Annotated in this window: 16 protein-coding genes and 1 pseudogene; 2 read left to right on the top strand and 15 right to left on the bottom strand. The window is 53.7% G+C overall.

From position 1 onward, the window contains the following. Positions 1 to 83: 83 nt before the first annotated feature. Positions 84 to 1,661 carry a glutamine-hydrolyzing GMP synthase gene (gene guaA / locus LY264_RS06835; RefSeq protein WP_048224996.1) on the bottom strand — a complete coding sequence of 526 codons (1,578 nt, stop codon included), beginning with the start codon at positions 1,659 to 1,661 and terminating at the stop codon, positions 84 to 86. Between the two features lie 69 nt (positions 1,662 to 1,730). Beyond that, positions 1,731 to 3,197 (bottom strand): IMP dehydrogenase, encoded by a 1,467-nt coding sequence (guaB, locus tag LY264_RS06830; RefSeq protein WP_048225848.1) that lies wholly within the window; start codon positions 3,195 to 3,197, stop codon positions 1,731 to 1,733. Positions 3,198 to 3,357: 160 nt separating this feature from the next. Between guaB and xseA the strand changes: the two genes are divergently transcribed. Next, positions 3,358 to 4,704, top strand: coding sequence for an exodeoxyribonuclease VII large subunit (gene xseA / locus LY264_RS06825; protein ID WP_048224999.1), 1,347 nt, complete (start codon positions 3,358 to 3,360; stop codon positions 4,702 to 4,704). Positions 4,705 to 5,050: 346 nt separating this feature from the next. Continuing rightward, positions 5,051 to 5,599: pseudogene (locus LY264_RS06820) on the top strand (REP-associated tyrosine transposase). Between the two features lie 200 nt (positions 5,600 to 5,799). Here LY264_RS06820 and LY264_RS06815 read toward each other — a convergent pair. The 13 genes from LY264_RS06815 to ndk form a co-directional block, all read right to left on the bottom strand. Continuing rightward, positions 5,800 to 11,412 carry an adhesion domain-containing protein gene (locus LY264_RS06815; protein ID WP_048225850.1) on the bottom strand — a complete coding sequence of 1,871 codons (5,613 nt, stop codon included), beginning with the start codon at positions 11,410 to 11,412 and terminating at the stop codon, positions 5,800 to 5,802. Positions 11,413 to 11,573: 161 nt separating this feature from the next. After that, complete coding sequence (locus LY264_RS06810) at positions 11,574 to 12,548, bottom strand: SinI family autotransporter-associated protein (RefSeq protein WP_071692597.1); 975 nt, start codon at positions 12,546 to 12,548, stop codon at positions 11,574 to 11,576. 57 nt (positions 12,549 to 12,605) lie between these two features. Further along, entirely contained in the window at positions 12,606 to 14,816 is a 2,211-nt protein-coding gene (sinH, locus tag LY264_RS06805; RefSeq protein WP_048225007.1) for an intimin-like inverse autotransporter SinH, read from the bottom strand. Positions 14,817 to 15,026: 210 nt separating this feature from the next. Then, a complete protein-coding gene (locus LY264_RS06800) occupies positions 15,027 to 15,245 on the bottom strand; it encodes a zinc ribbon domain-containing protein (RefSeq protein WP_048225010.1) in 219 nt (72 codons plus the stop codon). Positions 15,246 to 15,513: 268 nt separating this feature from the next. Next, positions 15,514 to 17,055, bottom strand: coding sequence for a peptide MFS transporter (locus tag LY264_RS06795; protein ID WP_048225012.1), 1,542 nt, complete (start codon positions 17,053 to 17,055; stop codon positions 15,514 to 15,516). 301 nt (positions 17,056 to 17,356) lie between these two features. Further along, positions 17,357 to 18,829 (bottom strand): ribosome biogenesis GTPase Der, encoded by a 1,473-nt coding sequence (gene der / locus LY264_RS06790; RefSeq protein ID WP_003835168.1) that lies wholly within the window; start codon positions 18,827 to 18,829, stop codon positions 17,357 to 17,359. A gap of 118 nt (positions 18,830 to 18,947) precedes the next feature. Then, a complete protein-coding gene (gene bamB, locus LY264_RS06785) occupies positions 18,948 to 20,126 on the bottom strand; it encodes an outer membrane protein assembly factor BamB (RefSeq protein WP_008785453.1) in 1,179 nt (392 codons plus the stop codon). Positions 20,127 to 20,136: 10 nt separating this feature from the next. Further along, a complete protein-coding gene (locus LY264_RS06780; protein ID WP_048225015.1) occupies positions 20,137 to 20,757 on the bottom strand; it encodes a YfgM family protein in 621 nt (206 codons plus the stop codon). Between the two features lie 13 nt (positions 20,758 to 20,770). Next, positions 20,771 to 22,045, bottom strand: a complete 1,275-nt coding sequence (gene hisS, locus LY264_RS06775) for a histidine--tRNA ligase (protein ID WP_048225017.1) — start codon at positions 22,043 to 22,045, stop codon at positions 20,771 to 20,773. A 110-nt stretch (positions 22,046 to 22,155) separates the two neighbouring features. Further along, complete coding sequence (gene ispG / locus LY264_RS06770; RefSeq protein ID WP_003037720.1) at positions 22,156 to 23,274, bottom strand: flavodoxin-dependent (E)-4-hydroxy-3-methylbut-2-enyl-diphosphate synthase; 1,119 nt, start codon at positions 23,272 to 23,274, stop codon at positions 22,156 to 22,158. Positions 23,275 to 23,300: 26 nt separating this feature from the next. Further along, positions 23,301 to 24,299: a cytoskeleton protein RodZ gene (rodZ, locus tag LY264_RS06765; protein WP_008785454.1), complete on the bottom strand. Its 999-nt coding sequence runs from the start codon at positions 24,297 to 24,299 to the stop codon at positions 23,301 to 23,303. Positions 24,300 to 24,582: 283 nt separating this feature from the next. Continuing rightward, positions 24,583 to 25,749, bottom strand: a complete 1,167-nt coding sequence (rlmN, locus tag LY264_RS06760; protein ID WP_008785455.1) for a dual-specificity RNA methyltransferase RlmN — start codon at positions 25,747 to 25,749, stop codon at positions 24,583 to 24,585. Positions 25,750 to 26,000: 251 nt separating this feature from the next. Further along, complete coding sequence (gene ndk / locus LY264_RS06755; protein ID WP_003037710.1) at positions 26,001 to 26,432, bottom strand: nucleoside-diphosphate kinase; 432 nt, start codon at positions 26,430 to 26,432, stop codon at positions 26,001 to 26,003. Between the last annotated feature and the right edge of the window lie 25 nt (positions 26,433 to 26,457).

Here is a 26,457-nt window from a genome sequence, read left to right as displayed (position 1 = left end):
GAAATGCGTGCAATAAAAAACCCTCTGTAAACAGAGGGTTTTTTGCATATTACCGGTTCAAAAACCGCTAACGGAAAGGGATATTATTCCCACTCAATCGTAGCTGGCGGCTTACCGCTGATGTCATACACCACGCGGGAAATACCGTTCACTTCGTTGATAATGCGGTTAGAGACGCGGCCTAAGAAGTCATACGGCAGGTGTGCCCAGTGCGCGGTCATAAAGTCGATGGTTTCTACCGCACGCAGGGAAACAACCCAGTCGTACTTGCGGCCATCGCCCATCACACCAACGGAACGAACCGGCAGGAACACGGTGAACGCCTGGCTTACCTTGTTATACAGGTCAGCTTTGTGCAGCTCTTCAATGAAGATAGCATCCGCGCGACGCAGCAGGTCGCAGTACTCTTTCTTCACTTCGCCAAGCACACGTACGCCCAGACCCGGTCCCGGGAACGGGTGACGGTACAGCATGTCGTACGGCAGGCCCAGCTCCAGACCAATCTTACGCACTTCGTCTTTGAACAGCTCACGCAGCGGCTCAACCAGACCCATCTTCATCTCTTTCGGCAAACCGCCCACGTTGTGGTGAGATTTGATAACGTGCGCTTTACCGGTGGCAGATGCCGCGGATTCGATCACGTCCGGGTAGATGGTGCCCTGCGCCAGCCACTTAACGTCTTCCAGCTTCAGCGCTTCTTCATCAAATACTTCCACGAATACGCGGCCAATGATTTTACGTTTAGCTTCTGGGTCGTTCTCGCCTTTCAGCGCGTCCAGGAAACGCTGCTCGCCTTCCACGTGAACGATGTTCAGGCCAAAGTGGTCGCCGAACATATCCATCACCTGCTGAGCTTCGTTGAGACGCAGCAGACCGTTGTCGACGAACACGCAGGTCAGGTTTTTGCCGATAGCACGGTGCAGCAGCATCGCGGTCACGGAGGAGTCAACGCCGCCGGACAGACCGAGGATAACTTTATCATTGCCAACCTGCTCACGAATGCGGGCAACGGCGTCATCGATAATTTTTGCCGGCGTCCACAGCGCTTCACACTGGCAGATGTCGCGCACAAAACGCTCCAGCATGCGCATACCCTGACGGGTGTGGGTAACTTCCGGGTGGAACTGCACGCCGTAGAAGCGTTTTTCTTCGTGCGCCATGATAGCGAACGGGCAGCTGTCGGTGCTGGCAACGGTCACGAAACCTTCCGGAATGGCGGTCACTTTGTCGCCGTGGCTCATCCACACGTCCAGCAGCGGTTTGCCGTCTGCGGTCAGGGAGTCTTCAATACCGCGGACAAGCGCGCTGTCGGTCTGAACTTCAACCTGCGCATAGCCGAATTCACGTTCGTTAGAACCTTCAACATGACCACCGAGTTGCATTGCCATGGTCTGCATGCCGTAGCACACGCCGAAGACCGGCACACCGGCGTTGAAGACGTACTCAGGCGCACGCGGGCTGTTTGCTTCGGTGGTGCTTTCCGGGCCACCGGAGAGGATGATGCCGCTCGGGTTGAACTCACGGATTTGTGCTTCAGTAACATCCCATGCCCACAGCTCACAGTAGACGCCCAGTTCACGTACGCGACGTGCAACCAGTTGGGTGTACTGCGATCCGAAATCGAGGATGAGAATGCGATGTTTATGAATATTGTCTGTCATTTGACGATAATTCCGAGGCAAGTGAAACAATAACAAAACGCCCGGTTTAAAACCGGGCGCGGAAACTTATCAGGAGCCCATGCGGTAGTTCGGGGACTCTTTAGTGATGGTCACGTCGTGAACGTGACTTTCCTGAATACCCGCACCGCTGATACGCACGAATTCAGCCTTCGTACGCAGCAGGTCGATGGTACCACAACCGGTCAGGCCCATACAGGAGCGCAGGCCGCCCATCTGCTGGTGAATGATCTCTTTCAGGCGGCCTTTATACGCTACGCGACCTTCGATACCTTCCGGCACCAGTTTGTCAGCGGCGTTGTCGCTCTGGAAGTAACGGTCAGAAGACCCTTTGGACATCGCGCCCAGAGAACCCATACCGCGGTAAGATTTGTAAGAACGGCCCTGGTACAGTTCGATTTCGCCCGGGGATTCTTCAGTACCCGCCAGCATGGAGCCAACCATCACTGCGGCAGCACCAGCAGCAATCGCTTTAGCGATGTCGCCGGAGAAACGAATACCGCCGTCGGCGATAACCGGAATACCGGTGCCTTCCAGCGCTTCAACCGCATCAGAAACGGCAGTGATCTGCGGAACACCGACGCCGGTCACGATACGGGTAGTACAGATGGAGCCAGGGCCGATACCCACTTTAACTGCGCTGCAGCCAGCTTCAGCAAGCGCGCGAGCACCTGCGCCTGTAGCAACGTTACCGCCGATGATCTGCAGGTCAGGATATTTAGCGCGAGTTTCACGAATACGCTGCAGAACGCCTTCAGAGTGGCCGTGAGAGGAGTCAATCAGCAGAACGTCTACGCCAGCGGCAACCAGCGCGTCTACACGCTCTTCGTTACCTGCGCCAGCACCTACTGCTGCACCAACGCGCAGACGACCATGCTCGTCTTTACAGGCGTTAGGTTTACGTTCTGCTTTCTGGAAATCTTTTACGGTGATCATGCCGAGCAGGTGGAAGCTGTCATCAACAACCAGCGCTTTCTCAACGCGTTTTTCGTGCATTTTGGCAAAAACGACATCGCGCGCTTCGCCTTCACGAACGGTCACCAGACGCTCTTTTGGCGTCATATATACGCTAACCGGCTGGTTCAGGTCAGTCACAAAACGCACGTCACGGCCGGTGATGATGCCGACCAGTTCGTTATCTTCAGTCACCACCGGGTAGCCTGCAAAGCCGTTACGCTCGGTCAGTTCTTTCACTTCGCGCAGAGTAGTGGTTGGCAGTACGGTCTGTGGGTCAGTTACCACGCCAGATTCGTGTTTCTTCACGCGGCGAACTTCTTCAGCCTGGCGCTCGATGGACATGTTTTTGTGGATAAAACCGATGCCGCCTTCCTGGGCCAGGGCAATTGCCAGGCGCGCTTCCGTCACGGTGTCCATTGCTGCGGAGAGCATAGGAATGTTCAGGCGAATGGTTTTCGTCAACTGGGTGCTGAGGTCAGCAGTATTCGGCAGAACGGTAGAATGAGCGGGAACGAGGAGGACGTCGTCAAACGTCAGGGCTTCTTTTGCGATACGTAGCATGGGCAATATCTCACCTGGGAGGTTATTAAATATTGCCGCGGCATTATACAGAGCGTAACCGATTGCATCCACACTTTTTTGCAAAAAAACCTTGCGCTCCTCTGTGAGCATGTTACTTTCGACTGAATAACCTGCTGATTTAGAATTTGATCCCGCTCACATGTTATCCTCTCAGACCTCCTCAATTTTTACCGTAAGCCGCCTGAATCAGACGGTTCGTCTGCTGCTTGAGCAGGAGATGGGACAAGTGTGGATCAGCGGCGAAATATCGAATTTCACCCAGCCCTCTTCCGGCCACTGGTACTTCACCTTAAAAGACGATAACGCCCAGGTGCGCTGCGCGATGTTCCGCAACAGCAACCGCCGGGTGACGTTCCGTCCGCAGCACGGTCAGCAGGTACTGGTACGCGCCAACATCACGCTGTATGAACCGCGCGGCGATTACCAGATAATTGTTGAGAGCATGCAGCCCGCGGGCGAAGGGCTATTACAGCAGAAGTATGAACAGCTGAAAGCCAAACTGCAGGCGGAAGGGTTGTTCGATCAACAATATAAAAAGCCGCTGCCCTCCCCGGCCCACTGCGTTGGGGTGATTACCTCGAAAACCGGCGCGGCGCTGCACGATATTCTCCACGTGCTGAAGCGTCGTGACCCATCCCTGCCCGTTATTATCTACCCGACCGCGGTCCAGGGCGACGATGCGCCAGGACAGATCGTTCGCGCCATTGAGCTGGCGAACGCGCGGGGCGAGTGCGATGTGCTTATCGTCGGGCGCGGCGGCGGTTCTCTGGAAGATTTGTGGAGTTTTAACGATGAACGCGTAGCACGGGCAATCTTTGCCAGCCACATCCCGGTGGTAAGCGCCGTCGGCCACGAAACAGATGTCACTATTGCCGATTTTATTGCAGATTTACGGGCGCCTACGCCATCAGCAGCGGCGGAGATTGTCAGCCGCAATCAACTGGAACTGCTGCGTCAAATCCAGCATGGCCAGCAGCGTCTGGAGATGGCGATGGACTACTATATCGCCAACCGTACTCGTCGCTTTACTCAGCTTCATCACCGTTTGCAACAGCAACATCCGCAACTGCGTCTGGCCCGTCAGCAGACCGTGCTGGAGCGGCTGCGTCAGCGCATGAACAGCGCCCTGGAAAGCCAGATCAAACAAGCCAATCAGCGCCAGCAGCGCGTAAGTCAACGCCTGAGCCAGCAAAATCCGCAGCCACGTATTCATCGTGCGCAAACGCGTATTCAGCAGCTGGAGTACCGTTTGGCTGAGACGATTCGCGCACGCCTGAGCGAACAACGCGAGCGGTTTGGCAACGCGGTTACCCATCTTGAGGCAGTCAGTCCGTTAGCCACTCTGGCGCGTGGCTACACGGTTTCAACCACGAACGGCAAGGTGCTGAAGAAGATAAAACAGGTAAAAGCGGGCGATATTATAACCACAAGGCTGGAAGACGGTTGGCTTGAAAGTGAAGTTAACTCCATCACGCCAGGTGCGTAATCCCACATTACCCCATCCCGGCGCCGTAATGTTGGGTTTCGGCAAGCCTCACCCAACCTACGCTCCCCCACGCAATACGTTTCACCATCTCCCCATTTCATCGCACGCGTAGGTTGGGTGCAGCGAAGCGCAACCCAACATTTCCCCACGCATCATCTCCCCATTTCATCACGCCGTAGGTTGGGTGAAGCGAAGCATAACCCAACGTTCCCCCTCCACACGACGCATTTCATGATCTCCCCGTTCATCCTGGAAAGCCGCTCGCAAAAACTCACCATCGTTATTTCTGTTAGCGCAATATCAGCGTATATCTCACCGCATTACCCCATTGCGAAAGGACGAATCAATGTCCAACTATCGTCGCCATCGTGTTCCCGGTGGAACCTGGTTTTTCACCGTCAATTTATGGGATCGGCAAAGCCATTTGTTAATTGACCGCATCGATCTATTACGTGAGGTTGTGCAACGCGTTCGTCGGCAACACGGTTTTCATATTGATGCCTGGGTGATTTTACCGGAACATATGCATTGTATCTGGACGCTACCGGAAGGCGATGATGATTATTCTTTACGCTGGAAAACGATCAAAGCCGCGTTTAGCCAGCAAATCCCCCATCAGGAATGGCGTTCTCCAGCGCGACAGAGAAAGGGCGAACGCGGTATCTGGCAGCGTCGCTTTTGGGAACACACGATTCGTGATGACGAAGATTATGCCAGGCATCGGGATTATGTTTATATCAACCCGCTAAAACATGGCCTGGTCGGTCGTGTGGTTGATTGACCTTATTCGTCGTTTCACCGGGATGTCAGACAAGGTTTATATCCGCCCGATTGGGGCGGGGATGTATTCGATATGGAGGCCGGCGAGCGAAGCCGCACATTGAACAAGGCGTAGGTTGGGTGGAGCGAAGCGGAACCCGACATTGCACATCCCGCTCCGCGTTCGTCGGGTTTCGGCTGCGCCTCACCCAACCTACGGTCATCGGTGGTAGGTTGGGTGGAGCGGAGCGGAACCCGACGTTAGGCATCCCGCTCCACGCCCGTCGGGTTTCGGCTGCGCCTCACCCAACCTACCACAACCTACGGTAGTCAAAATCAGGGTACCCGACAGGCAGCAAAACCATAGTTACTGCCATTGCGAGTACAGTTTGGTGTGCCGGTCGTTTCATTAAATGAACACCGGCTACTTTTCTCACCCGTTTGCGACACATAGTCGTAAGAATAATAACTGCTCGTCGGTACCGACGTCGGCCAGTGTAGCTCCCCAATTTTCCCCTGCAGCGCTTTCAGATCATCCATAGTGGCAGCGTTTTCATAAGTACCGCAAATGTACGCTAATGACGTTTGCGGGTGAGAAGTCGCATTATCAAAATAGGTTGGTCCCCAGTTTTCATTATTGAGCTTCCATTCCGCTGGCGGTATAGCGTCCATTTCCGCCCGCAGCAACGGACGGCGCAGCGTGATACCGTTCACCGCAACGGTATCCGGCATATGGCCCCAATATGCGGCATAAGGGGAGTCCGGACTGGTTGGCACGGTAAAGATCGCATCAAGGCCTGAGGTTGCCGTTGGCTGATCGGCTGAACTGGCGGTAATCGCCGTTTTCAGCCCCAATGAATCTTTCTGCTCAAGAGTAAACTGCAGCGTGCCATCATCACCGGTAACGCCGTACCATTTGGCTTTTTTATCATTAAATTCCGCAGCAGCTCCCGCAGGCGATACCGACGTCACGCTCATATACGCCTCGGCAGTGGTAATTTCATGTGGGGAGGATATCGTCTTTGGGACAGGCTGCTTTGTGGGGTCCGTGCGGCTGAAAGACGATGCACGCGCCAACTGCACAACGGCTTTCTTCTGCGGCTTCCCGGCGGCGTCGGTGACTTTCACCGTCATCGGCAGCGCCTCGCCTTTCTTCGCCACGGCGGCGGATTTATCGCCATTCCACGCGGTTGAGGAGAAGGTAATCGACAGTTTGCGCGGCGCGGTCAGGCAAAGCTGCTGGAAATAGTTGCCATTGCCTACATCCGGCACCACTTTGCCAGTGTTCAGGTCGATACTTTGCCAGCCAAGCTTTATGCCATCTGAGCTTTCTACCAGCACTCTATCACTCGCCCACCATTTCAAGGCCGTTGACAGCCCAAGATCGGCGGTGACTGTGCCACCTGGATGGTCGCCATACAGCGACAGGTAATCGTCCATCGTCGCCATCTGTTCCACCGGGCAGGCGCCGCTTCCCTGGGTATCAAAGAAGTTTATCTTGTACCACTCTTCATTCCCGGTCTTATGTCCATATATATTACCCGTTTTCACCGGCAGCTCGCTCAGAAGCAGCGGGCGCTTAAACTTCGCGCCGTTAGAGGCGGTGAAGGTTTCAGGCATATGGCCGTACATATAGGCCAGCGTGCTGTTCGGGCTGGTGATGACGGTGAATACCACCGGCAGCGATGACATGACCGTCGGCGCGTCGGACAGGCTGGCAGTCAGGATGTTTTTAACCCCCGGAGCGGCAGGTTCGGTGAGTTCCAAAGCCAGTGTACCGTCTGCACCGGTCATCCCGTACAGCTTGGTCGTCGCATTGAGTACCGGGTACGCAGAACCGGACGATGTAAACGTCATCGCAATATCGCCGACTTTATACGGGCCGTTGTCGTTGCGCGGCGCGCCGGCATCACGTTCCAATACAAAAGAGGTATAGGGCCTCGGGCTGCCCGCTGCATCGGTGGTCGTGACCAGCAGCGGGATCGACTCGCTGCTTTTCACCGTTACCGCCTGGAAATCCGTATTCGTCGGCAGGGTTGAGGTGAGCGTGATTCCCATGGACAGGTCCATCGGCGTCGCGCTACAAATCTGGTACTGCATGCTACTGACAGAATTGTTGGCGACTGCCGAAGCGTTGCCATCTTCCAGGTCGACCGCCATCCAGTTGTAGGGTTTGGTCGTGCCAATGTCACTCGCGCGCGTTCCGCTCCAGTAGGAGCGGTTAATCGGCCAGCCCTGCCCGGTTTTTATCGTCCGGTTGTCATACGCTTCCTGCAACGAACGCAGCGCCTCAACGGACGGATAATAGCCCACGCCGCAGTTGGCCGGGTTGCTTTTCCCGCTGTCCGGCCCGTAAAAACCGGCCCAGTTTTCATTGTCTTCCGTATAAGAGATGGCATTGGTCGTGCTGGTCAGTTCGTCATAAAGCAGCGGGCGCTGATACTCCGCGCCATCCTTCGCCGTGAGCGATGGCAGCATATGTCCCCACATGTGGGCCTGAGCGACATCCGGGCTGGTGACGACGGTAAAAATAGTGTCGATGCTGGCGCTTGCCGTGGCGTCGTCATACAGCGAGGCGGTGATCGCCGTCAGGGTGCCGTGGGTATCCGGCCGCGTGACGTTGATGATTCGGCTGCCGTCAGCCCCGGTCTGCGACCCCATTTTAGCGGAAACCCAGGCCAGCGACGTGCCGTCGATCACCACGGGGGAGACGATAGCGTCGCCGCCCTCACTGGCGGTGTATTTGTGGCCCTGACGATCATAGCCGTCACCACGCGTCAGCACAAACGGCGCTTCCGGTATCGGCTGGCCGTTGATGTCTCTCACCGTCACTTTGAGCTGAATGGTCTCGCCCTTTTTCGCTTTCACCGCGTGGATATCGCCGTTGTCATACTTTTGCGAGTCATCCACCGGTTCAATGGTGATAGACATCCCCACGGGGTTATCGCTGGTCAGGCAACTGACGTAGTCAGTGACGCTGGCGTTGCCCGAGAACTCGCTGCCTTTGGAAAGCGACTTATTCTTCCATGTGATGGCGCTCTGGAATGTGGAACTCCAGTAATTAAAGTTCACCGGCCAGCCCTGAGTATCTTTGATACCCTGCTCATGGCCCTGGCCTTCGGCCTTATACAGCGCCTCAAGCTGATCGATACGCGGCAGGCGGTTCACCGCACAGCCGCCCTTATCAGGATTACCGGCGGCATCGCTATGGGTAACGCGCGCCCAGCTTTCGTTGGATTCCTCAATGAAACGCGTGGCGGCGGGAGCCTCAGACTGCAGCTTTGGCCGTTCAAAGGTCATGCCATCAACGGTGAGGGTATCCGGCATATGGCCCCACATGTTAGCGCCTACGACGTCCGGGCTGGTGGCGACGGTAAACTTCACGCTGCGGTTCATCGCCGTCGGGATGATTGCGTCCACCGGCAAAACGGTCAATTGCGTTAACACGCCTACGCCGCGCGGCTGCGTGATGATGATATCCGCCTTGCCCTGAGCGTCGGTCACGCCCTGATAAACGTTACTTGCGTTATTGTAGGCCACACCGTCAAACATCAGTTCGCCGTTGCTCTTGTCGATAAATCCGGTCGCGGTTCCGTTGCGCCGCTTACCGGGCGCCAGCGTGACGGTAAAGCGGGTATTCGCCACCGGTTGATTGTTGCGGCTGTTGCTCGAACGGACGTTCATTTTAATCTGTTCGCCCACTTTAGCGACCGGGGTGAGCAGGCTGAGATCGTCGTTGAAGTAGACATCCAGTACCGCCACCATCTCATTGGCCGAGCAGGTCAGATAGGCTGAATCGCCAGAGCCAGAGTCGCCGTTCGCCAGATTGACGGTGTCTACCTGTGACGAGCCGGTGGGATCCGCCGTGATATAGGCCCACTCCCCCGTCGGCCAGCCGTGTTCGGTGAGCATGGTGTTGCTGGCGTGCGTGTTGTACAGGTGTTCAAGCGATCCGGTATCCGGCACCTGCCCCGTACCGCACTGGCTGGTGGCGTTGGCGACCGAGCTGAACGTCGCCCACTCTTCGTTGTTTTCGCTTTGCGATCCGTGAGCTGCGCTGGCCTCCGCCGCCAGCACCGGGCGTCGGTACAGGTTGCCCGCATCCACCACGCCCCGCATATGGCCCCACATATTGGCCACGTCAACGTCCGGGCTGGTGATAACGGTGAAGATCACGCTCAGGGATTTCTCGACGCTGCCTTCGTCATCGTTAGCCATCACCATACGAATGGGCGTTTCCACCCCCAGACCTGAGTCATGCTTGAACGTCAGGTGTACCTGACCATTGGCGTCAGTGGTGACAGTATAATGTTCCGTCGACGAGGCCATTATGCCCTCGCCGTCAACGGTGACGCGCTGATTATCCCACTCGTCTTTGTGTACGCCCTGACGGTTTTTCGCCGGGTCGATAAACAGTTCCATTTTGCGGTAAGGCAGCGGCTGTTGGGTGTCTCTATCCACCACGGTTGCGATGACGTCAATAGATTCGCCCACTTCCTTTTTATAAGGCCCTTCCGGGGTGAGGGTAATCTGCGGATGGGCGGCGGGCGGCGCTTTGTCCACGCAACTCACCAGATAGGTATTGTTGTCGTTTTCCGCCTGCGGCACGCCGGTTTCCATATTGAGGGCGTAGTGACCGTTAAGCTGATATTCTGAGGACGACCAGTATTCCGCCTGAAACGATGAACTGTTATCCAACGGCCAGCCGGGGTAACGCGCCTCGGTGGTGTTGTCGTTTCTCAACGCAATCAGTTGGTCGATATTCGGCAAAATAGCGCAGTGGTTATCCGCGCCGCTCCAGTTAAACTCCGACCAGGTTTCTCTGTTGATGATAATGGTCTTGTTCGGGCTGGTTTCCGCCGCCAACTTCGGGCGGGTGAAGGTATACGAGACGCCGTTCAGCACGCCGGTGGCGGTTTCTTTCATATGGCCGTACATAAAGGCATATGTGCTGTCGGGGCTGGTCAGCGTAGTGAAAATCACGTCGGTGCTGGCCGTCAGCGCCGGGAAATTAACCGAGGAGATGATAAGATGCGTTTTCACGCCGGGCCCTTTAGGCTGCGTCACCACCACCGTGGCCTGGCCCGCTGCATCCGTCGTTCCCTGATATTTCGTTGCGGTGGTGGTCAGTTCCGTCTGGTCAATGCGTACCGGGTTGATATTGCCAAAATCATCGCCAGCCATGCTAACCGCACCCTTGCGGTTGGTGGCCCTGTCGCGCTGGATTATAAATGGCGCGTTCGGCATCACTTCGCCGTTACAGCCGGTGGTAGTGATAGTCAGGGTGATGCTTTCCCCCACTTCCACTTTGGAGGCCTTGAGCACGTCGTCAACGTGATCGCCCGTCACCTCAATCGGCGCATCAGCACCCGGTTTAATCTTCAGCGTCACCTGCGGGCCGATCGTCTGGACGTCCGAGAAATTGGGCAAGCCGGTGAGGGTATACAGTTGCACTGTCGGGATAATACTGTCGTCATCCACCTGCGGCCAGGTTACCAAAGTACGCCCGGCCAGATTCTGGGCGCAGAAGGTCTGGTTAGGCGACGGCTGCGGATCGAGGAGCACCGGCGCTTTATCCGGATCACTGGCGTCAGCCCACAGCAGCGACACGGCGGGTGCTTCGTTATTTGGCCAGCTAATGGTCGGCGGGTCGCTGAAGAGATCGCCTTCGACATCAAGCGCCATGATCGTACGCATGACGCTGGGGTTCGTGTTCACGCTAAAGCTGCGCGGCATGTCGCTGAACTCAACCTCGTAGGTCGTGCGGGGATCGAGTTTATCACCATCATGATAAACAGGAAGAATGGCGCCGAGGGCGGAGGGGGGGGTGCCGTTGATGGCGCCCGTTGATGAACCCGCTTCTTGCCAGGCACCGCCTTTCAGCTGCGCTTGCGCAGGCCCAGCCAACGCTAGCAATAACACCAGTAAGAAGCGAAAAATCGTGTTCATACGTCCATCCCTGTCAAAATTTTTCATCCACACGCTGTGGGTTGGGTGAAACGAAGCGAAACCCAGCATCCGCTACCCACCACATATTTTGCGAAGCGGCGAGGCTTGGCAAAATACGCGGAAAAACCACTCCCCGCAGGGAGTGGTTGCTTGAGGCCAACTTATTTGCGTTTGTAGTCGATGGACAAGCCAAAGCCCTGAACGCCATCGGTGCCGACGGTAACGCCGCCAGAGGCACCTTCGAACGCCGTTTTCGCTTCGGCGTTGGTGATCGGGATGACCAGGTCTTTATCGTTCCAGCTTTCGTTGACGATCCCGCCCGTGCCGGTACCGGCTTTCTGACTGGTACCCACGAACCGCCAGCGGTAGTTGTAATCAGCGGTAACTTCTTCACCCGTATCGTATTTACCTTCCGTACCGCCCGCTTTATCTTTCCACAACAGCACTTTATATGTGGTGTTAGTTTTAAGATTCGTTGTCGCACCCAGCAGGTTGGTAGTTGAACCAGACTCGTAAATTACTGCGTGAACGTTTTCATCTACGACCGGACCTTCAGGAATATCATCGTCGTCACCACCACCCTCATTGGTTGAGAGGTCTTTCAACAAAAGTTCTGTGGCAACGAAGGGGTCGCCCGTAGTGGTGGTTGGCGTAATTTTGATACCGATATAGCGATCCGCATCGCCATCCTGAATTTCATAGGTATCGCTGCCTTTGGTGCCAATTTCTTTGGCATCGCCGCCATTCTGGTCGCTGTAGCTCATCCACTGCACCGTGGCTTTGGTAGCCGTATTGTCAGTGTCAAGGTCGCCTTCAGTATCGCCAATCGCCCAGTTCACCGTCAGCTTATCGCCAACGTGCAGCTGCTTTTCACCGTCAGTGGATGCGGATCGAGAACCACGATCGATAGTCACCGTGACATGATCTTTATCGGTATCCGCAGTTTTATCCGCCGCACGGTTGATCCACGGCACGGAGCCCTGAATAGTGCCGGTCGATTCGCTAACACTTTGCCAACCGGCAGAGCCTTTCAGATTGCCTTCCGGGGCGGCAATCGCCGCTGGTACCGAACAGTACCCAGCGATGGCCAGTGCCAAAGCGACTTTAGTTAGCCGCCGTTTGAATGTTGCCTGCATTAAGACTCTCCTTTTCTTCAAAATTCAGCGACTGGCTGGTCAGCCACCACGCTGACGCTATTTCTTGCTATACACCACGCGTAACCCATAACCCTGTACACCATCTTCCTCATGAGCGGAAAACTTCTGCGCCGCTTCGCGGTTGGTCGCAGGCAATACTAAATCCTGATTGGCAGTATTTGTCTGCGCCCCAGTATGACCATTGGTGCTTTGCCCACTGAATTCCCATTGATAGTCGTACTGCGCCATCTCTTCTTCAGTGAGTTGTTCGGACATCTGAAACACGCCATCCTGGTTTTTATCTCGCCACAGCAGAAAGCGATAGGTATTATTGACTGCGGGATGTTGCTCCTCTTTCCCGATCAAATTGATTGGTTTTTTTGATTTCACCTGATAAATAAGTGGGTTCAATGCGCCCGCATCCTCTCCGAGGAAGCTGACATCTACATAGTTACTGTCGCCATAGGCATCTTCTTTCGCTTTCCAGCGGAAAGTGCCAGGCTGCGTACTGGAGAGCGTGACAGTCCCTGCTTCTTTGTCACGGCTGGCAATAAATACACATGGCGTTTCCGTAGTGCAAGGCGTTTGGGATAACATCACTTTCTTATCATTGCTGTCGTACAACTCAGGCGTCATGGCCTCGTCGACCAGCTCGTTGCCATTGCGATCGGTGGTGTCACCAAAAGAGTCGGTAATTAAGAGATCCATCACAACACCATCTTTACCATCGGCCTGAGCACTGGCTTCATGGCTGTGATCGGTGCGATCAGCATCGGCAATATTGTCAACGATAAGTTCGATTTTACGATTCTGCTGGACGGTGATTTCCACAATGCCAGAGTTTTGTTTATTTCCCTTTTCATCTTCCAGCGTCATACGCACTTTCCAGGTGTTCAGCGAAATACGTTGTGCTTCTGTCTCGGCGTTTACCCAAGCTGGAAGCACCAAATTCCAGCGATTGTTGTTACCTTCAGTCAACGTATTCGCTTTCACTACCGGCATTACTAGCGTACGTTCGGCATTATTCTTTGCCTGCCAGGAAGCGGAGACTATTTTGTAATGATGGTTAATCAGCGCATTCACTGTCCACTTACACTTTTCAAGACCGATACCGGCTTCTGGCGTATCCTGAATTACGCATTCAGGGTGCTCATTGGTTGCATCAGCCTTCAGCCACAGCGTGACGTCCAGCGGATCTTTTTCGCGGTATTCCAGAATGATGAAGTTGTTACGATCGACAAAATCGGTGCGGCTCCCCATCAGTGAATGCTGAATTTTGACGTTTTCGGGATCAAGCTGAGCCGCCAGCGGCGTGCCGAACTGGTAAGTGACAGTGGCATTAACGTTGAAATCGTTGCTATCTCCCGTTCCAGCTTTGTAATCCGTCCCCACCGTAACCAGCGGAACAGGCGTATAGTTCAGGCCAACGGTGACGGCGTGCGGATTTTTTTGTAAATTGTCGGTGCCGAACAGCGCCACTTCGTCGCCGTAATATTGCTCGTATATCAGCTTGCCGCCAATTTGTGGGTAGAACGGTAACCAGCTTTCCGCCCGTATGTCCCAACCTCGGGCTGGACGCTCTTCATAAAAGTCAAAATCCTCTGAATCTTTCCAGTCGGACAGCGGATGGTAATAGTTGCCGGAGAATTTAACAAAATCCGTCCATGCCTCGCTGCCCAGCCCCAGACGGCGATGGCCGCGAGTGAAGTCATAGTCGTAAAAGACGTTGCCGCCCAGTAGCCAGTCGCCCACGTTCTGGCGCATACCAAAACCTAGGTTACCAATAGTGCGTTCTTCTTTACGCTGGGCCGAAACCTGGCTAAAGAACAGCGTACTTTCGTTGTCATACCAAGGAACAAAATAATCCAGCGAACTGCCTTCAAGATCGCCGCCTTCGCCGACCGACAAGCTGGTGCGGACCTTACCATAGGGTGACATCGCCCCCTCAAGAAATGACTGTGCTGATGAAGTGATTTGGTTTTGCAGGTAGCTACGCGCCTGAGATTCCAGCGCTTCCGGCGTCAGATTTTCAAACCCTTGCGTCGCGGAGTTTGTTATATAATCCGCGCTTTTTTCTTTAATGGATTGTCCTTTACTTTCTTTTTCTTCTTTTTCAACCGCATCGCTGGCCAGATCGGGTAACGAGGAAACACGAGTATTTTGAGAATCACTCGCATATTCAGGAATGACAGGTACACTGATATCGGTCTCGGCAGCTACGGCGCCAGACATTAACAATAGAACGAATAAGCGTACTCTTGGCACCATAGATTATCCCTGTGTTTGCTATAGCTTCCATGCACAGGAACATTGTACCCATGGATTGAATATTACTTACGGTTAATATCCTAAATATATTCCTAAAAATAAGAAATATAGTAAAAACACCTTGGGATTTATTTGTATAATAAATAAGAAAAACCGAATTAATATTTTATCTATATAGCTAATCCTGTTTTATTCAGAAAGTTAATATAATTAGTATCTGATAGCAAAAACAACACGTTTTTTAGAAATAAGTCCGTGCCCATTCTGGCAGAAATAATCCACCGCACCACAGGCTTTGAGTACTTGCAGTGGCTGATTACACTCCGGACAACGCGTATCCAGTTGAAAATCTTTATCACAACTCTCACAGTGCGCCATACCGTTTTGTGGTTCCATTTCGGTGAGACAATCCGGGCAGATAATAGTCATAATTACTCCAGTATAAAGATCCAGTGTCACGCTGAGTTTAACACGCTACATTTACTAACGCCTGCGGAACAGCACCTACTGGTTTAACTGGCTCTCAACATTTTCAACATAGATTTTTCGATCATGGTACGAACTATGGCAACGACCTGTTCCAAATCAAGAATATAGGCATGACGCAAAGATAAGGTGGCGATAAACACAACATATTCTTAGCCCATAAATTGAATAGCCGGGACATCACGTCTGCCCCGGCATAATCGAGGTGTTATCAGGCGCTAGTAGCCGGTTTAGTTTGCGTATTCTCCAGCATGCGACGGATCGGCACAATGAGGACGATCAGTACCGCGGCGCAGATAAGCAATGCAATCGAGCAGCGAGCGAAGAGATCCGGCAGCATATCCAGTTGGTCGGCCTTCACATGACCACCAATCAGACCTGCGGCCAGGTTACCCAGCGCACTGGCGCAGAACCACAGGCCCATCATCTGCCCGCGCATTCTTTCCGGGGCCAGCAGCGTCATGGTCGCCAGACCGATCGGGCTCAGGCACAGCTCACCAAGCGTCAGCATCAGGATACTGCCCACCAGCCAGAATGGGGAGACGCCTGCGCCACCGTTACTGAGAACGTTTTGCGCTGCCAGCATCATCAGACCAAAGCCTGCAGCGGCACAGAGAATACCAATAACGAACTTGGTGATGCTGCTCGGGCGAATGTTCATGCTCGCCAGTTTCGGCCACGCCCAGCTGAATACCGGTGCCAGCAGAATGATAAACAGTGCGTTTATCGACTGGAACCAGACCGCCGGGATTTCAAAATCGCCGATCATACGGTTAGTGTAGTCATTAGCGAACAGGTTGAATGAGGTTGGCTTCTGCTCAAATGCAGACCAGAAGAACGCGGCGGAAACCAGCAGGATAAAGCAGACCAGCAGTCTGGCGCGCTCTTTACGGTTCAAACCGGCAAAGATGAACAGGTAGATAAAGTACAAGGCAACGGAGGCTGCAATCACGTATACCAGTATGCTGGCAACCGCGACCGGATTTATCACAATCACGCCCTGCGCAATCAGCGTAACGATAACGGCTACGCCGACGGCCAGCGCCAGCAGCCACGCGCCCACACCGTTACGTTTCACTACCGGGCTGTTCCAGGTTGAGTCCAGACCCACTTCGCTGTCATAACGTTTCATCGATGGAACGGCAAATACGCGGAAGATGATCAACGCCACCAGCATCCCGATACCACCGATGCCAAAGCCCCAGTGCCAACCGTGGGATTTAATCAGCCAGCCGGAGATCAGCGGCGCGATAAACGACCCCATATTGATGCCCATATAGAACAGCGAGAAACCGCCGTCGCGACGCGCATCGCCTTTTTTATACAGCGTGCCAACCATCACTGAGATACAGGTTTTAAACAGACCGGAACCGAGTACGATAAACATCAGGCCGATAAAGAACAGGTTGTTCCCCATAATGGCCGAGAGCGCGATCGACAAGTGACCGAGCGCAATCAAAATGGAACCGTACCACACCGCTTTCTGTTGGCCGAGCCAGTTATCCGCCAGCCAGCCACCTGGCAGCGCGGCGAGATACATCGTACCGGCAAAGATACCCACAATCGCCGAGGCATTTTCACGCGCCAGCCCCATGCCGCCGTCATAAACGGTAGCAGCCATAAACAGGATCAGTAACGGGCGAATGCCGTAAAACGAGAAGCGCTCCCACATCTCTGTGAAAAACAGCGAGCCGAGCGGATAAGGATGACCGAAGAAAGTTCGGCTTTCTTTTTGATTAACAGAGGATTGCATAATTCTCCCGAAAGTTATGTCGTCGTGCGTGTAAACACCGCGATGTACGCCAGCCAGTTACGTATCTGACCGATTTTTTACATGCGGCGAAAAGTTATTTAACCATTTGATAACCTAAGGCTAGTTTTGTCTAGTACCAGCCCCCGGACTTTAAGATGAAAACTCGACAAATGTCTACTTTCTTAGATTTAAACTTGGCAAAAAACGAATAGTGATTGACTTTACACAGGGGGGAGATCAGCAATGGGCAGACGAAAAAAAACCCGCGACAAGCGCGGGTTTTTATCAACATCAGCAACGATTATTTGCTTTTTTTAATGTGCTTAATCAAACGCTTACGTTTACGCATCTGGGTCGGCGTCAGTGTATTACGTTTATTCGCAAACGGGTTTTCCCCTTCTTTGAACTGAATACGGATTGGCGTCCCCATCACGTCCAAAGACTTGCGGAAATAGTTCATCAGATAACGCTTGTAGGAATCCGGCAGGTCTTTGACCTGGTTGCCGTGAATCACCACGATTGGCGGGTTATAACCACCAGCGTGGGCATATTTCAGCTTCACACGACGACCACGCACCAGCGGCGGCTGATGATCTTCTACTGCCATGGTCATGATGCGCGTCAGCATCGCGGTGCTCACTCGACGTGTGGAGCTATCGTATGCTTCACGGACCGATTCAAACAGATTACCCACGCCGCTACCGTGCAGCGCAGAGATAAAGTGTACGCGCGCAAAATCAATAAAGCCCAGACGGAAGTCCAGCGTCTCTTTGACCTGCTCTTTTACTTCCTGCGTCAGGCCATCCCACTTGTTGACTACGATAACAAGTGAGCGCCCACTATTGAGGATAAAGCCCAGCAGCGACAGGTCCTGATCGGAAATCCCTTCACGCGCGTCAATCACCAGCATCACCACGTTGGCATCTTCAATTGCCTGCAGCGTTTTGATTACTGAGAATTTTTCTACCGCTTCGGTAATTTTGCCGCGCTTACGCACGCCCGCGGTATCGATGAGCACATATTCGCGTTCATCGCGCTGCATCGGAATATAAATACTGTCACGCGTGGTTCCCGGCATGTCGTAAACCACTACGCGATCTTCGCCGAGAATACGGTTAGTAAGCGTGGACTTACCTACGTTCGGACGGCCGACGATTGCCAGTTTAATCGGCAAATCCTGCGGGTTGAAATCGTCTTCAGGCTCTTCTTCGCCGTTTTCTTTGGCTTCAAGCTGCGCCCAGTATTCTGCGTCTTCATCCACTTCTTCCTGAGGAGCAACGTCATCCATCCACGGCAGCAGAACATGCTCCAGCAGGCTGAGAACGCCACGACCATGGGACGCCGCGATCGGATAAATTTCACCCAGACCCAATGAGTAGAAATCAACAACCGCCTGGTCAGGATCGAGTCCGTCAGTTTTGTTGGCGACCAGGAACGTCGGTTTCTGGCGCGAACGCAGATGTTTAGCAATAGCTTCATCCGCTGGCATCAGGCCAGCACGTGCATCCACCATGAACAGCACAACGTCTGCTTCTTCGATAGCCAACAGCGACTGTTCCGCCATACGGGTTTCAACACCGTCTTCGGTGCCATCAATACCGCCGGTATCAATACAGATAAACTCACGGCCTTCAATTTCCGCACGACCGTACTTACGGTCACGAGTCAGACCCGGGAAATCCGCAACCAGCGCATCTCGGGTGCGAGTTAGACGGTTAAATAACGTGGATTTGCCAACGTTAGGGCGCCCGACAAGCGCGACCACAGGTACCATGTTTAAAGCCTCATTTAAAAAATCATCAGACAACGGGCACATTTTTTGCCCCGTTGTTAAAAACAGTAAAACGGCCCCTGCACCAGGAGCCGTTTTTCAAAGCGAGCGGCCAGGACGATTAACGCGTAATGGAGTACAGCGTACCGTCTTTCGCCTGGATCAGCAGTTTACCATCAGCAGAGACCGGCTCGGTCAGGAAACCTGAGCTGTCGACTTTCTGCTGGGCAACAAAACGACCATCGTCAACGTTAATCCAGTGCAGGTAGCCTTCGCTATCACCGACGACCAGATTGCCATTATACAATACCGGGGACGTCAGCAGACGGTGCAGCAGATCGCTTTGCGTCCACAGCGTCACGCCGCCATCGGTGGTCAGCGCCAGTACGCGGTCATTCTGGTCAACCAGGTAGATACGGTTACCGTCGACGATGAAATCATTCACCGAGCCCAGTTCGCGTTTCCACATAATTTGACCACTGCGCAGATCCAGCGCCGTCAGGTTACCATTATAAGCCAGCGCGTAAACAACGCCATTGACGATAACCGGCGTGGTATCAACGTCGCTCAGACGATCGATTTCCGTTGGGCCTGTCGCCTGAGAGATACGCTGCTGCCAAATCATCTGGCCTTGCTGCATCAGCACGGCGCTCACGCGACCGTTATCACCGCCGACAATAGCTGCGCCAAAGGCGGTTGCCGGAGCGGATTCACCACGCAGAGACAGGGAAGGCATGTCGAGGTTAACGGTCCATTTGATGGCGCCATCAGCTTCGTTTAATGCCTGCAACTGGCCGTTGCTGGTGTGGATCAGTACTACGCCATCGCTCACAACAGGACGAGACAGCGCTTCACCGGCGACTTTCGTCTGCCATGCGGTGGTACCGTCGCTGGTATTCAACGCATAGACCTGCGCTTTTTCGCTGCCAATGTAAACATGTCCGCCGGACACGGTTACACCGCCAGAAAGCTGTGCAGATGCACGGGAGAACCAGCCGTCTTTCTCACCCAGATTCACAGACCAGACTTCTTTACCGTCGCCTGCGTTCAACGCTTTCACTACACCAGCGCGATCGGCTGCATAGACAACGTTATCCGCCAGCGCAGGATGAAGATTGGAATAGAAATCACCAATACCGTTGCCTACAGAGGTGCTCCATTCCGTAGACGGAGTAAACTGGTTTTCAACCACCGGTAATGGGGACATCTTAACGACATCTTCTTCGCCACTAAACAGTGAACAGCCGCTCAATAGGGTAACGGAAAGCAGCCCTGGCAGAAGTAATTTACGCAATTGCATCGGGTCCCTCTCAGATGGACAAATTATTGATTTTCATCTGCATCATTTCGCTCAGAGCAGGAGAGGCATCGCTTTTCACACCCGCTTCCCATGCGCTACGCGCACCTTGTTTGTCGCCTTTGCTCAGCAACGCTTCACCGCGCAGATCGGCAACAATGGCCGTCCACCCTTCACCTTTAATGGTGTCGAGTGTTTTCAGCGCGATATCAGCCTGTTTAAGCTGAACCTGAACACGAGCCAGACGCAGGTTAATCACCGCTTTGAGATTTTCATCGCTGGTCGCAGCCAAGCCCTGTTGCAGCTGACCTGCGGCTTTCTCAAGTTCATTTTGGTCAACAAACTGCTGCGCAAGTTCCAGTGAAGCTAGCGCGCCGTAGGTATTTTTATTCTCTGCAGCAAATTTCTCAGCGGCAGGAATGCTGTCCGGTTTACCCGCGCTAACCGCAGTCACCGTATTTTGATATGCCAGAGAAGCAGAGCGTGCGGACTCCGTCTGATGGCTGGTCCAGTAACGCCAACCAACCAGCGCGCCAACCCCTAAAATGATCCCAACAGCCAGCGCCTTGCCGTTTTCAGCAAAGAAGCGTTTTACCGCATCAACCTGGTCGTGTTCGTTCTCGTAAATTTCCACGCTGTCCTTCTCCTTAGCCCAGTAAAGTGCGCAAATGCGCGGCAACGCTATCCTGCGCTACTGCCATTTGCTCACCAGAGCGCAAATCCTTCACTACAACAGTACCGTCAGCCACTTCGGACTCGCCCAGTACCAGTGCAACGCGGGCGCCCCACTTATCGGCACGGGCAAACTGTTTCTTAAAGTTGCCGCCACCGTGGTTTGTCATCAGTTTCACGCCAGGAACTTCATCGCGCAGACGTTCTGCAAGCGTCATTGCCGCCGACTGCGTGTCCGCCCCTGAAGCGACCAGGTATATATCGACAACAGGATCTGCGTTAAATTCCGGATTAACTGCCTGAACTAACAAAACAAGTCGTTCCAGCCCCATAGCAAAGCCCACGGCAGGCGTTGCACGACCGCCAAGTTGCTCGACCAGACCGTCGTAACGACCACCGGCACACACGGTGCCCTGAGAGCCCAGGCTGCTAGTGACCCACTCAAATACGGTGCGGTTGTAGTAATCAAGACCACGAACCAGACGCTGATTGACGGTGTAGGCAATGCCTGCGGATTCCAGCAGTTTGCACAAGCCCGCGAAGTGCTCGCGAGAGTCGTCATCAAGATAGTCGCCCAGTGCAGGCGCGTCGTTGAGCAGCGCCTGTACTTCCGGGTTTTTAGAGTCGAGAACGCGCAGCGGATTGGTGTACATACGACGCTTGCAGTCTTCGTCCAGTTTCTCTTTGTGCAGTTCCAGGTAGGCGACCAACGCATCACGGTAGTTAGCGCGGGCTTCAAGCGAACCGATTGAGTTCAGCTCAAGGCTAACATGCTGAGAAATACCCAGCGCGCGCCACCAGCGAGCGGTCAGCATAATCAGCTCCGCATCGATGTCCGGGCCTTGCAGGCCAAATACTTCGACACCCAGCTGATGGAATTGACGATAGCGTCCTTTCTGCGGACGTTCGTGGCGGAACATCGGCCCGATATACCACAGACGCTGTTCCTGATTGTACAGGAGACCATGTTCGATGCCGGCGCGTACGCAGCCCGCTGTCCCTTCAGGACGCAACGTCAGGCTGTCGCCATTACGGTCCTCAAAGGTATACATCTCTTTTTCAACCACGTCGGTGACTTCACCGATCGCGCGTTTGAATAACGGGGTCTGCTCTACAATCGGCAAGCGGATTTCACTGTAACCGTAGCTACCGAGCACGTTTTTGAGAGTGCCTTCAATGCGCTGCCAGATGGCGGTTTCGCCAGGCAGATAATCGTTCATGCCGCGAATGGCTTGAATGTTTTTTGCCACGTTTATTCTCTTTATGAATATAAAAATGAACCCTCAGCGCTAACCCGAACAATGCGGGCGCCATGCGGGTTCAATCATACACGGGAAGCACGCCGCTTCCCATCACGTTGTTATTTTTCAAGCTGCTGCACGTCGATACGACGCGCTTCGTCCAGAATACTCGCTTTAGCGCGGATGCGGGCTTCAAGCTGCGTAATCATGTCGTCGTTATCGAGTCTGTCCTTACGCACGCCGTCTTCATACAGGCCGCTTTTCTTGTTACCGCCCGTCACGCCCAGCGTAGAAACCAGCGCTTCACCAGGACCGTTTACCACGCAGCCGATGATCGAAACGTCCATTGGCGTAATGATATCTTCCAGGCGTTGCTCCAGCGCGTTAACCGTACCAATAACGTCAAACTCCTGACGCGAACAGGTTGGGCAAGCGATGAAGTTGATCCCGCGCGCGCGAATACGCAGCGATTTCAGGATATCAAAACCCACTTTGATCTCTTCCACCGGATCGGCTGCCAGAGAAACACGCAGCGTATCGCCGATCCCTTCAGATAACAGCAGGCCAAGGCCGATCGCGGACTTCACCGAACCACTACGCAGACCACCGGCTTCGGTGATCCCCAGATGCAGCGGTTGATCGATCTGTTTCGCCAGCAGGCGATAGGATTCTACGGCGAGGAAAACGTCAGATGCTTTAACGCTGACTTTGAATTGATCGAAGTTCAGACGATCGAGGTGATCCACGTGGCGCATAGCGGATTCCAGCAGCGCCTGCGGCGTCGGTTCGCCGTATTTTTCCTGCAGATCTTTTTCCAACGATCCGGCGTTGACGCCGATACGGATTGGAATATTTTTATCACGAGCGCAATCCACCACCATGCGAATACGCTCTTCACTACCGATATTACCTGGGTTAATACGCAGACAATCAACGCCGTATTCCGCCACCTTCAGCGCGATACGATAGTCGAAATGAATATCGGCAACCAGCGGGACGTTAACCTGCTGTTTGATAAGCTTGAACGCTTCTGCGGCATCCATTGTCGGTACAGAGACACGAACAATATCTGCGCCTACGCGTTCCAGCGCTTTAATCTGATTAACCGTCGCTTCCACATCCGTGGTACGCGTATTGGTCATCGACTGTACGGCGATGGGCGCGCCATCGCCGATCGGCACGTTCCCAACGTAAATGCGTGTCGATTTTCTACGTTGAATTGGAGCCTGGTTATGCATTAAAAAATCTCCCGCATTGCCGTCTGTTACTGAGCCGGTGATTGTTCGGCATTAACGGTCAGACGCGCAACCTGGTTAGTTCTGATAAAACGACTCAGATCGACAGGTTTACCCTGGAACTGAATCTGCACTGCCGCCGGAGCGCCAATTTTCAGTTTGTACGGCGCTTGACCGGTCAGGTTTAGATTGCCGTCTTTACGCTGCATCCCGCTGAACAGTTTTTTACCGGTCGCATCGGTTACTTCCAGCCAGCAATCGGCGGTAAAGTTCATCACCAGCGCGTTAGGATCGGCTACAGGTGTAGTCACACCTGCCTGATCGGTTGGCAGAGGAGCCGCTGTAGCTGGCGCTGTTGGCGCTGCGGTTGCGGTATCGACGTTAGCCTGAGATGGGGCAACAACGGCGTTCTGTTGCGCATCAGCGGCGGGTGCCGGGGTCGCAGCAACGTCTGGCGTTGGCGCTGCGTCCGCGACCGCACCATCGTCAGGAGCCGGAGGGGTATCCTGCCCTGCTGCAGCGCTGGTATCTAACGGTACGTTCTGCGCACCCTCTTTACCGGCATTCAGCTCAGCAGAGGATTGATCGGCCATGGTGGTGATCTCTTCCTGCTGTGCTTTATGGTTCTGCCACCACCAGGCGCCTGTCAGTCCGACAACGACAAACAGTACCAGCCAGGTAAAGGTCATTAACCAGCCGTCGCGTTTCTTACGACGTTTGCCGAGCGAGAAGCTCTGCATCGGTGCGACTTTAGCTGGTCGAATCGGAGCCTGTTTTTCCAGCCCTGGCAACAGTTCTTCTTCAGGAATATGCACCAGACGCGCATAAGAACGGATATACCCGCGCAGGAATGTTGAAGCAAGATCGGCTGGCGCCTTATCTTCTTCAATATCGCGTACCGTGGAGACCTTCAGGCAAAGTCGCTCCGCGACTGCCTGCTGGCTGAATCCAAGTTGTTCACGGGCATTGCGCAGACGAACGCCGGTGGATAGTGTTTCATTTTTGTCGTGCGTGGCTTCAGTATTCATTCGCTACAGCTGCGTAAATTTGGGTTCTGATGCCGGCGAGCCACAATGCTCACCCACACCGCGAAACATCTGGTCAGTTAACCTTCGTCAGACAGTATAAAACGGTCAGACTATCAATGACAAAACGGCGTAAACCTGAGGGCTAAACACTTGTTACGCCGTTACATACTGCCTTAAAGTCGACAAAAACGCACCGTTATTATTGACCTGACGACGACAACAAAAAACCTCATATGGCTTACGTTGCACTACGGTACAGGAATTATACCGTAGTGCGCCAACATCAAACGGTCTTAATCTCGATAGCGTCGCCCTGCATACGCTTACGCAGAGTACGCTTGGTACGGTCGATAACATCGCCCGCCAGCTGACCGCAGGCTGCATCGATGTCATCACCACGTGTTTTACGCACGATGGTAGTGAAACCATAGCTCATCAACACTTTGGAGAAACGATCGATACGGCTGTTAGAACTACGGCCATACGGCGCGCCCGGGAACGGGTTCCACGGGATCAGGTTGATCTTACACGGCGTATCTTTCAGCAGTTCTGCCAGCTGATGCGCGTGTTCAGTGCCATCATTGATGTGATCTAACATCACATACTCAATGGTTACACGACCCTGGTTAGCGTTGGACTTCTCCAGATAACGACGAACCGCGCCAAGGAATGTTTCGATATTGTACTTTTTGTTGATAGGTACAATTTCGTCACGAATTTCATCGTTCGGCGCATGCAGAGAAATCGCCAGCGCGACGTCAATCATATCACCCAACTTATCCAGCGCAGGGACAACGCCTGAGGTGGATAGCGTGACGCGACGCTTGGACAGCCCAAAACCGAAGTCATCAAGCATGATTTCCATCGCCGGAACTACGTTGGTCAGGTTGAGCAGCGGCTCACCCATCCCCATCATCACCACGTTGGTAATAGGACGCACGCCCGTAGCCTTTACCGCACCGACGATCTTCGCCGCGCGCCAGACCTGACCAATGATCTCCGATACCCGCAGGTTACGGTTAAAGCCCTGTTGCGCCGTAGAGCAGAATTTACACTCTAATGCGCACCCGACCTGTGAAGAAACACACAGGGTCGCACGATCGTCTTCCGGGATATACACCGTTTCAACGCGCTGATCGCCAACCGCGATAGCCCATTTGATCGTACCGTCAGAAGAACGCTGCTCTTCCACCACTTCCGGGGCGCGAATTTCAGCCACTTCTTTCAGCTTGTTACGCAGCACCTTGTTGATGTCAGTCATGTCATCAAAGTTGTCGCTGCAATAGTGGTACATCCACTTCATGACCTGATCGGCACGAAACGGTTTTTCGCCCATCTCTTTGAAGAATTCGCGCATTTGCTGACGGTTCAGATCCAGCAGGTTAATTTTTCCATTTTTATTTGGAACCGCAGGAATGACGACTTCAGAGGTGTTAACTAATTCAGACATAATTTTTTCCGGCCTCGTTGTTACACGTTGTGGCCCGTGGAGGGTTAAAAAGAAACGCCCCGGCAAGCGATCTGCTCTTCCGGGGCGTTGCATTGTACAAAGTCTGGCGCAGGGATGCCACGTTTGCACGAAGCATTAGCGAAAATAATATGTAAAGGAAGATCGTAGGCCTGATAAGACGCATCAGCGTCGCCATCAGGCAAAACAGTGCCGGATGCGCAAATGCTTATCCGGCCTACCCCACGAGCTTATTAGCGAGTGCGCGGGCAAACCTCACCTTCACCAAAGAAATAGGCGATTTCGCGCGCCGCTGACTCAACGGAGTCGGAACCGTGAGTACCGTTCTCGGTGAAGCTGTCAGCATAGTCTGCACGCAGAGTACCGGCCAGCGCATTCGCCGGGTTGGTTGCGCCCAGCAGATCGCGATGACGCTGTACGGCATTTTCGCTTTCCAGAACAGAAACAACGATCGGACCGGAGGTCATGAATTCAACCAGACCGTCAAAGAACGGTTTGCCATCGTGCTCAGCATAGAAGCCACGTGCCTGCTCAACGGTCAGGTGCAGCATTTTAGTGCCGACAATTTTGAACCCTGCTGCTTCAAAGCGCGCAAAGATGCTCCCAATAACGTTTTTTGCCACCGCGTTTGGTTTGATGATGGAAAAAGTACGTTCAATAGCCATGATAACCTCTGTAATGTGTTCTGTT

The sequence above is a fragment of the Citrobacter portucalensis genome, from assembly GCF_023374935.1.
GTDB classification, from domain to species: Bacteria; Pseudomonadota; Gammaproteobacteria; order Enterobacterales; family Enterobacteriaceae; genus Citrobacter; species Citrobacter portucalensis.
The sequence above is the reverse complement of the archived record's forward strand: the minus strand, read 5'-3'. Positions and strand labels throughout refer to the sequence as shown.

What these genes read in the sequence shown, in the direction of transcription:
- guaA (WP_048224996.1), bottom strand. Translation starts at nt 1,661, where the DNA reads ATGACAGACAATATTCATAAACATCGCATTCTCATCCTCGATTTCGGA.
- guaB (WP_048225848.1), bottom strand. Translation starts at nt 3,197, where the DNA reads ATGCTACGTATCGCAAAAGAAGCCCTGACGTTTGACGACGTCCTCCTC.
- xseA (WP_048224999.1), top strand. Translation starts at nt 3,358, where the DNA reads ATGTTATCCTCTCAGACCTCCTCAATTTTTACCGTAAGCCGCCTGAAT.
- LY264_RS06815 (WP_048225850.1), bottom strand. Translation starts at nt 11,412, where the DNA reads ATGAACACGATTTTTCGCTTCTTACTGGTGTTATTGCTAGCGTTGGCT.
- LY264_RS06810 (WP_071692597.1), bottom strand. Translation starts at nt 12,548, where the DNA reads ATGCAGGCAACATTCAAACGGCGGCTAACTAAAGTCGCTTTGGCACTG.
- sinH (WP_048225007.1), bottom strand. Translation starts at nt 14,816, where the DNA reads ATGGTGCCAAGAGTACGCTTATTCGTTCTATTGTTAATGTCTGGCGCC.
- LY264_RS06800 (WP_048225010.1), bottom strand. Translation starts at nt 15,245, where the DNA reads ATGACTATTATCTGCCCGGATTGTCTCACCGAAATGGAACCACAAAAC.
- LY264_RS06795 (WP_048225012.1), bottom strand. Translation starts at nt 17,055, where the DNA reads ATGCAATCCTCTGTTAATCAAAAAGAAAGCCGAACTTTCTTCGGTCAT.
- der (WP_003835168.1), bottom strand. Translation starts at nt 18,829, where the DNA reads ATGGTACCTGTGGTCGCGCTTGTCGGGCGCCCTAACGTTGGCAAATCC.
- bamB (WP_008785453.1), bottom strand. Translation starts at nt 20,126, where the DNA reads ATGCAATTGCGTAAATTACTTCTGCCAGGGCTGCTTTCCGTTACCCTA.
- ispG (WP_003037720.1), bottom strand. Translation starts at nt 23,274, where the DNA reads ATGCATAACCAGGCTCCAATTCAACGTAGAAAATCGACACGCATTTAC.
- rodZ (WP_008785454.1), bottom strand. Translation starts at nt 24,299, where the DNA reads ATGAATACTGAAGCCACGCACGACAAAAATGAAACACTATCCACCGGC.
- rlmN (WP_008785455.1), bottom strand. Translation starts at nt 25,749, where the DNA reads ATGTCTGAATTAGTTAACACCTCTGAAGTCGTCATTCCTGCGGTTCCA.
- ndk (WP_003037710.1), bottom strand. Translation starts at nt 26,432, where the DNA reads ATGGCTATTGAACGTACTTTTTCCATCATCAAACCAAACGCGGTGGCA.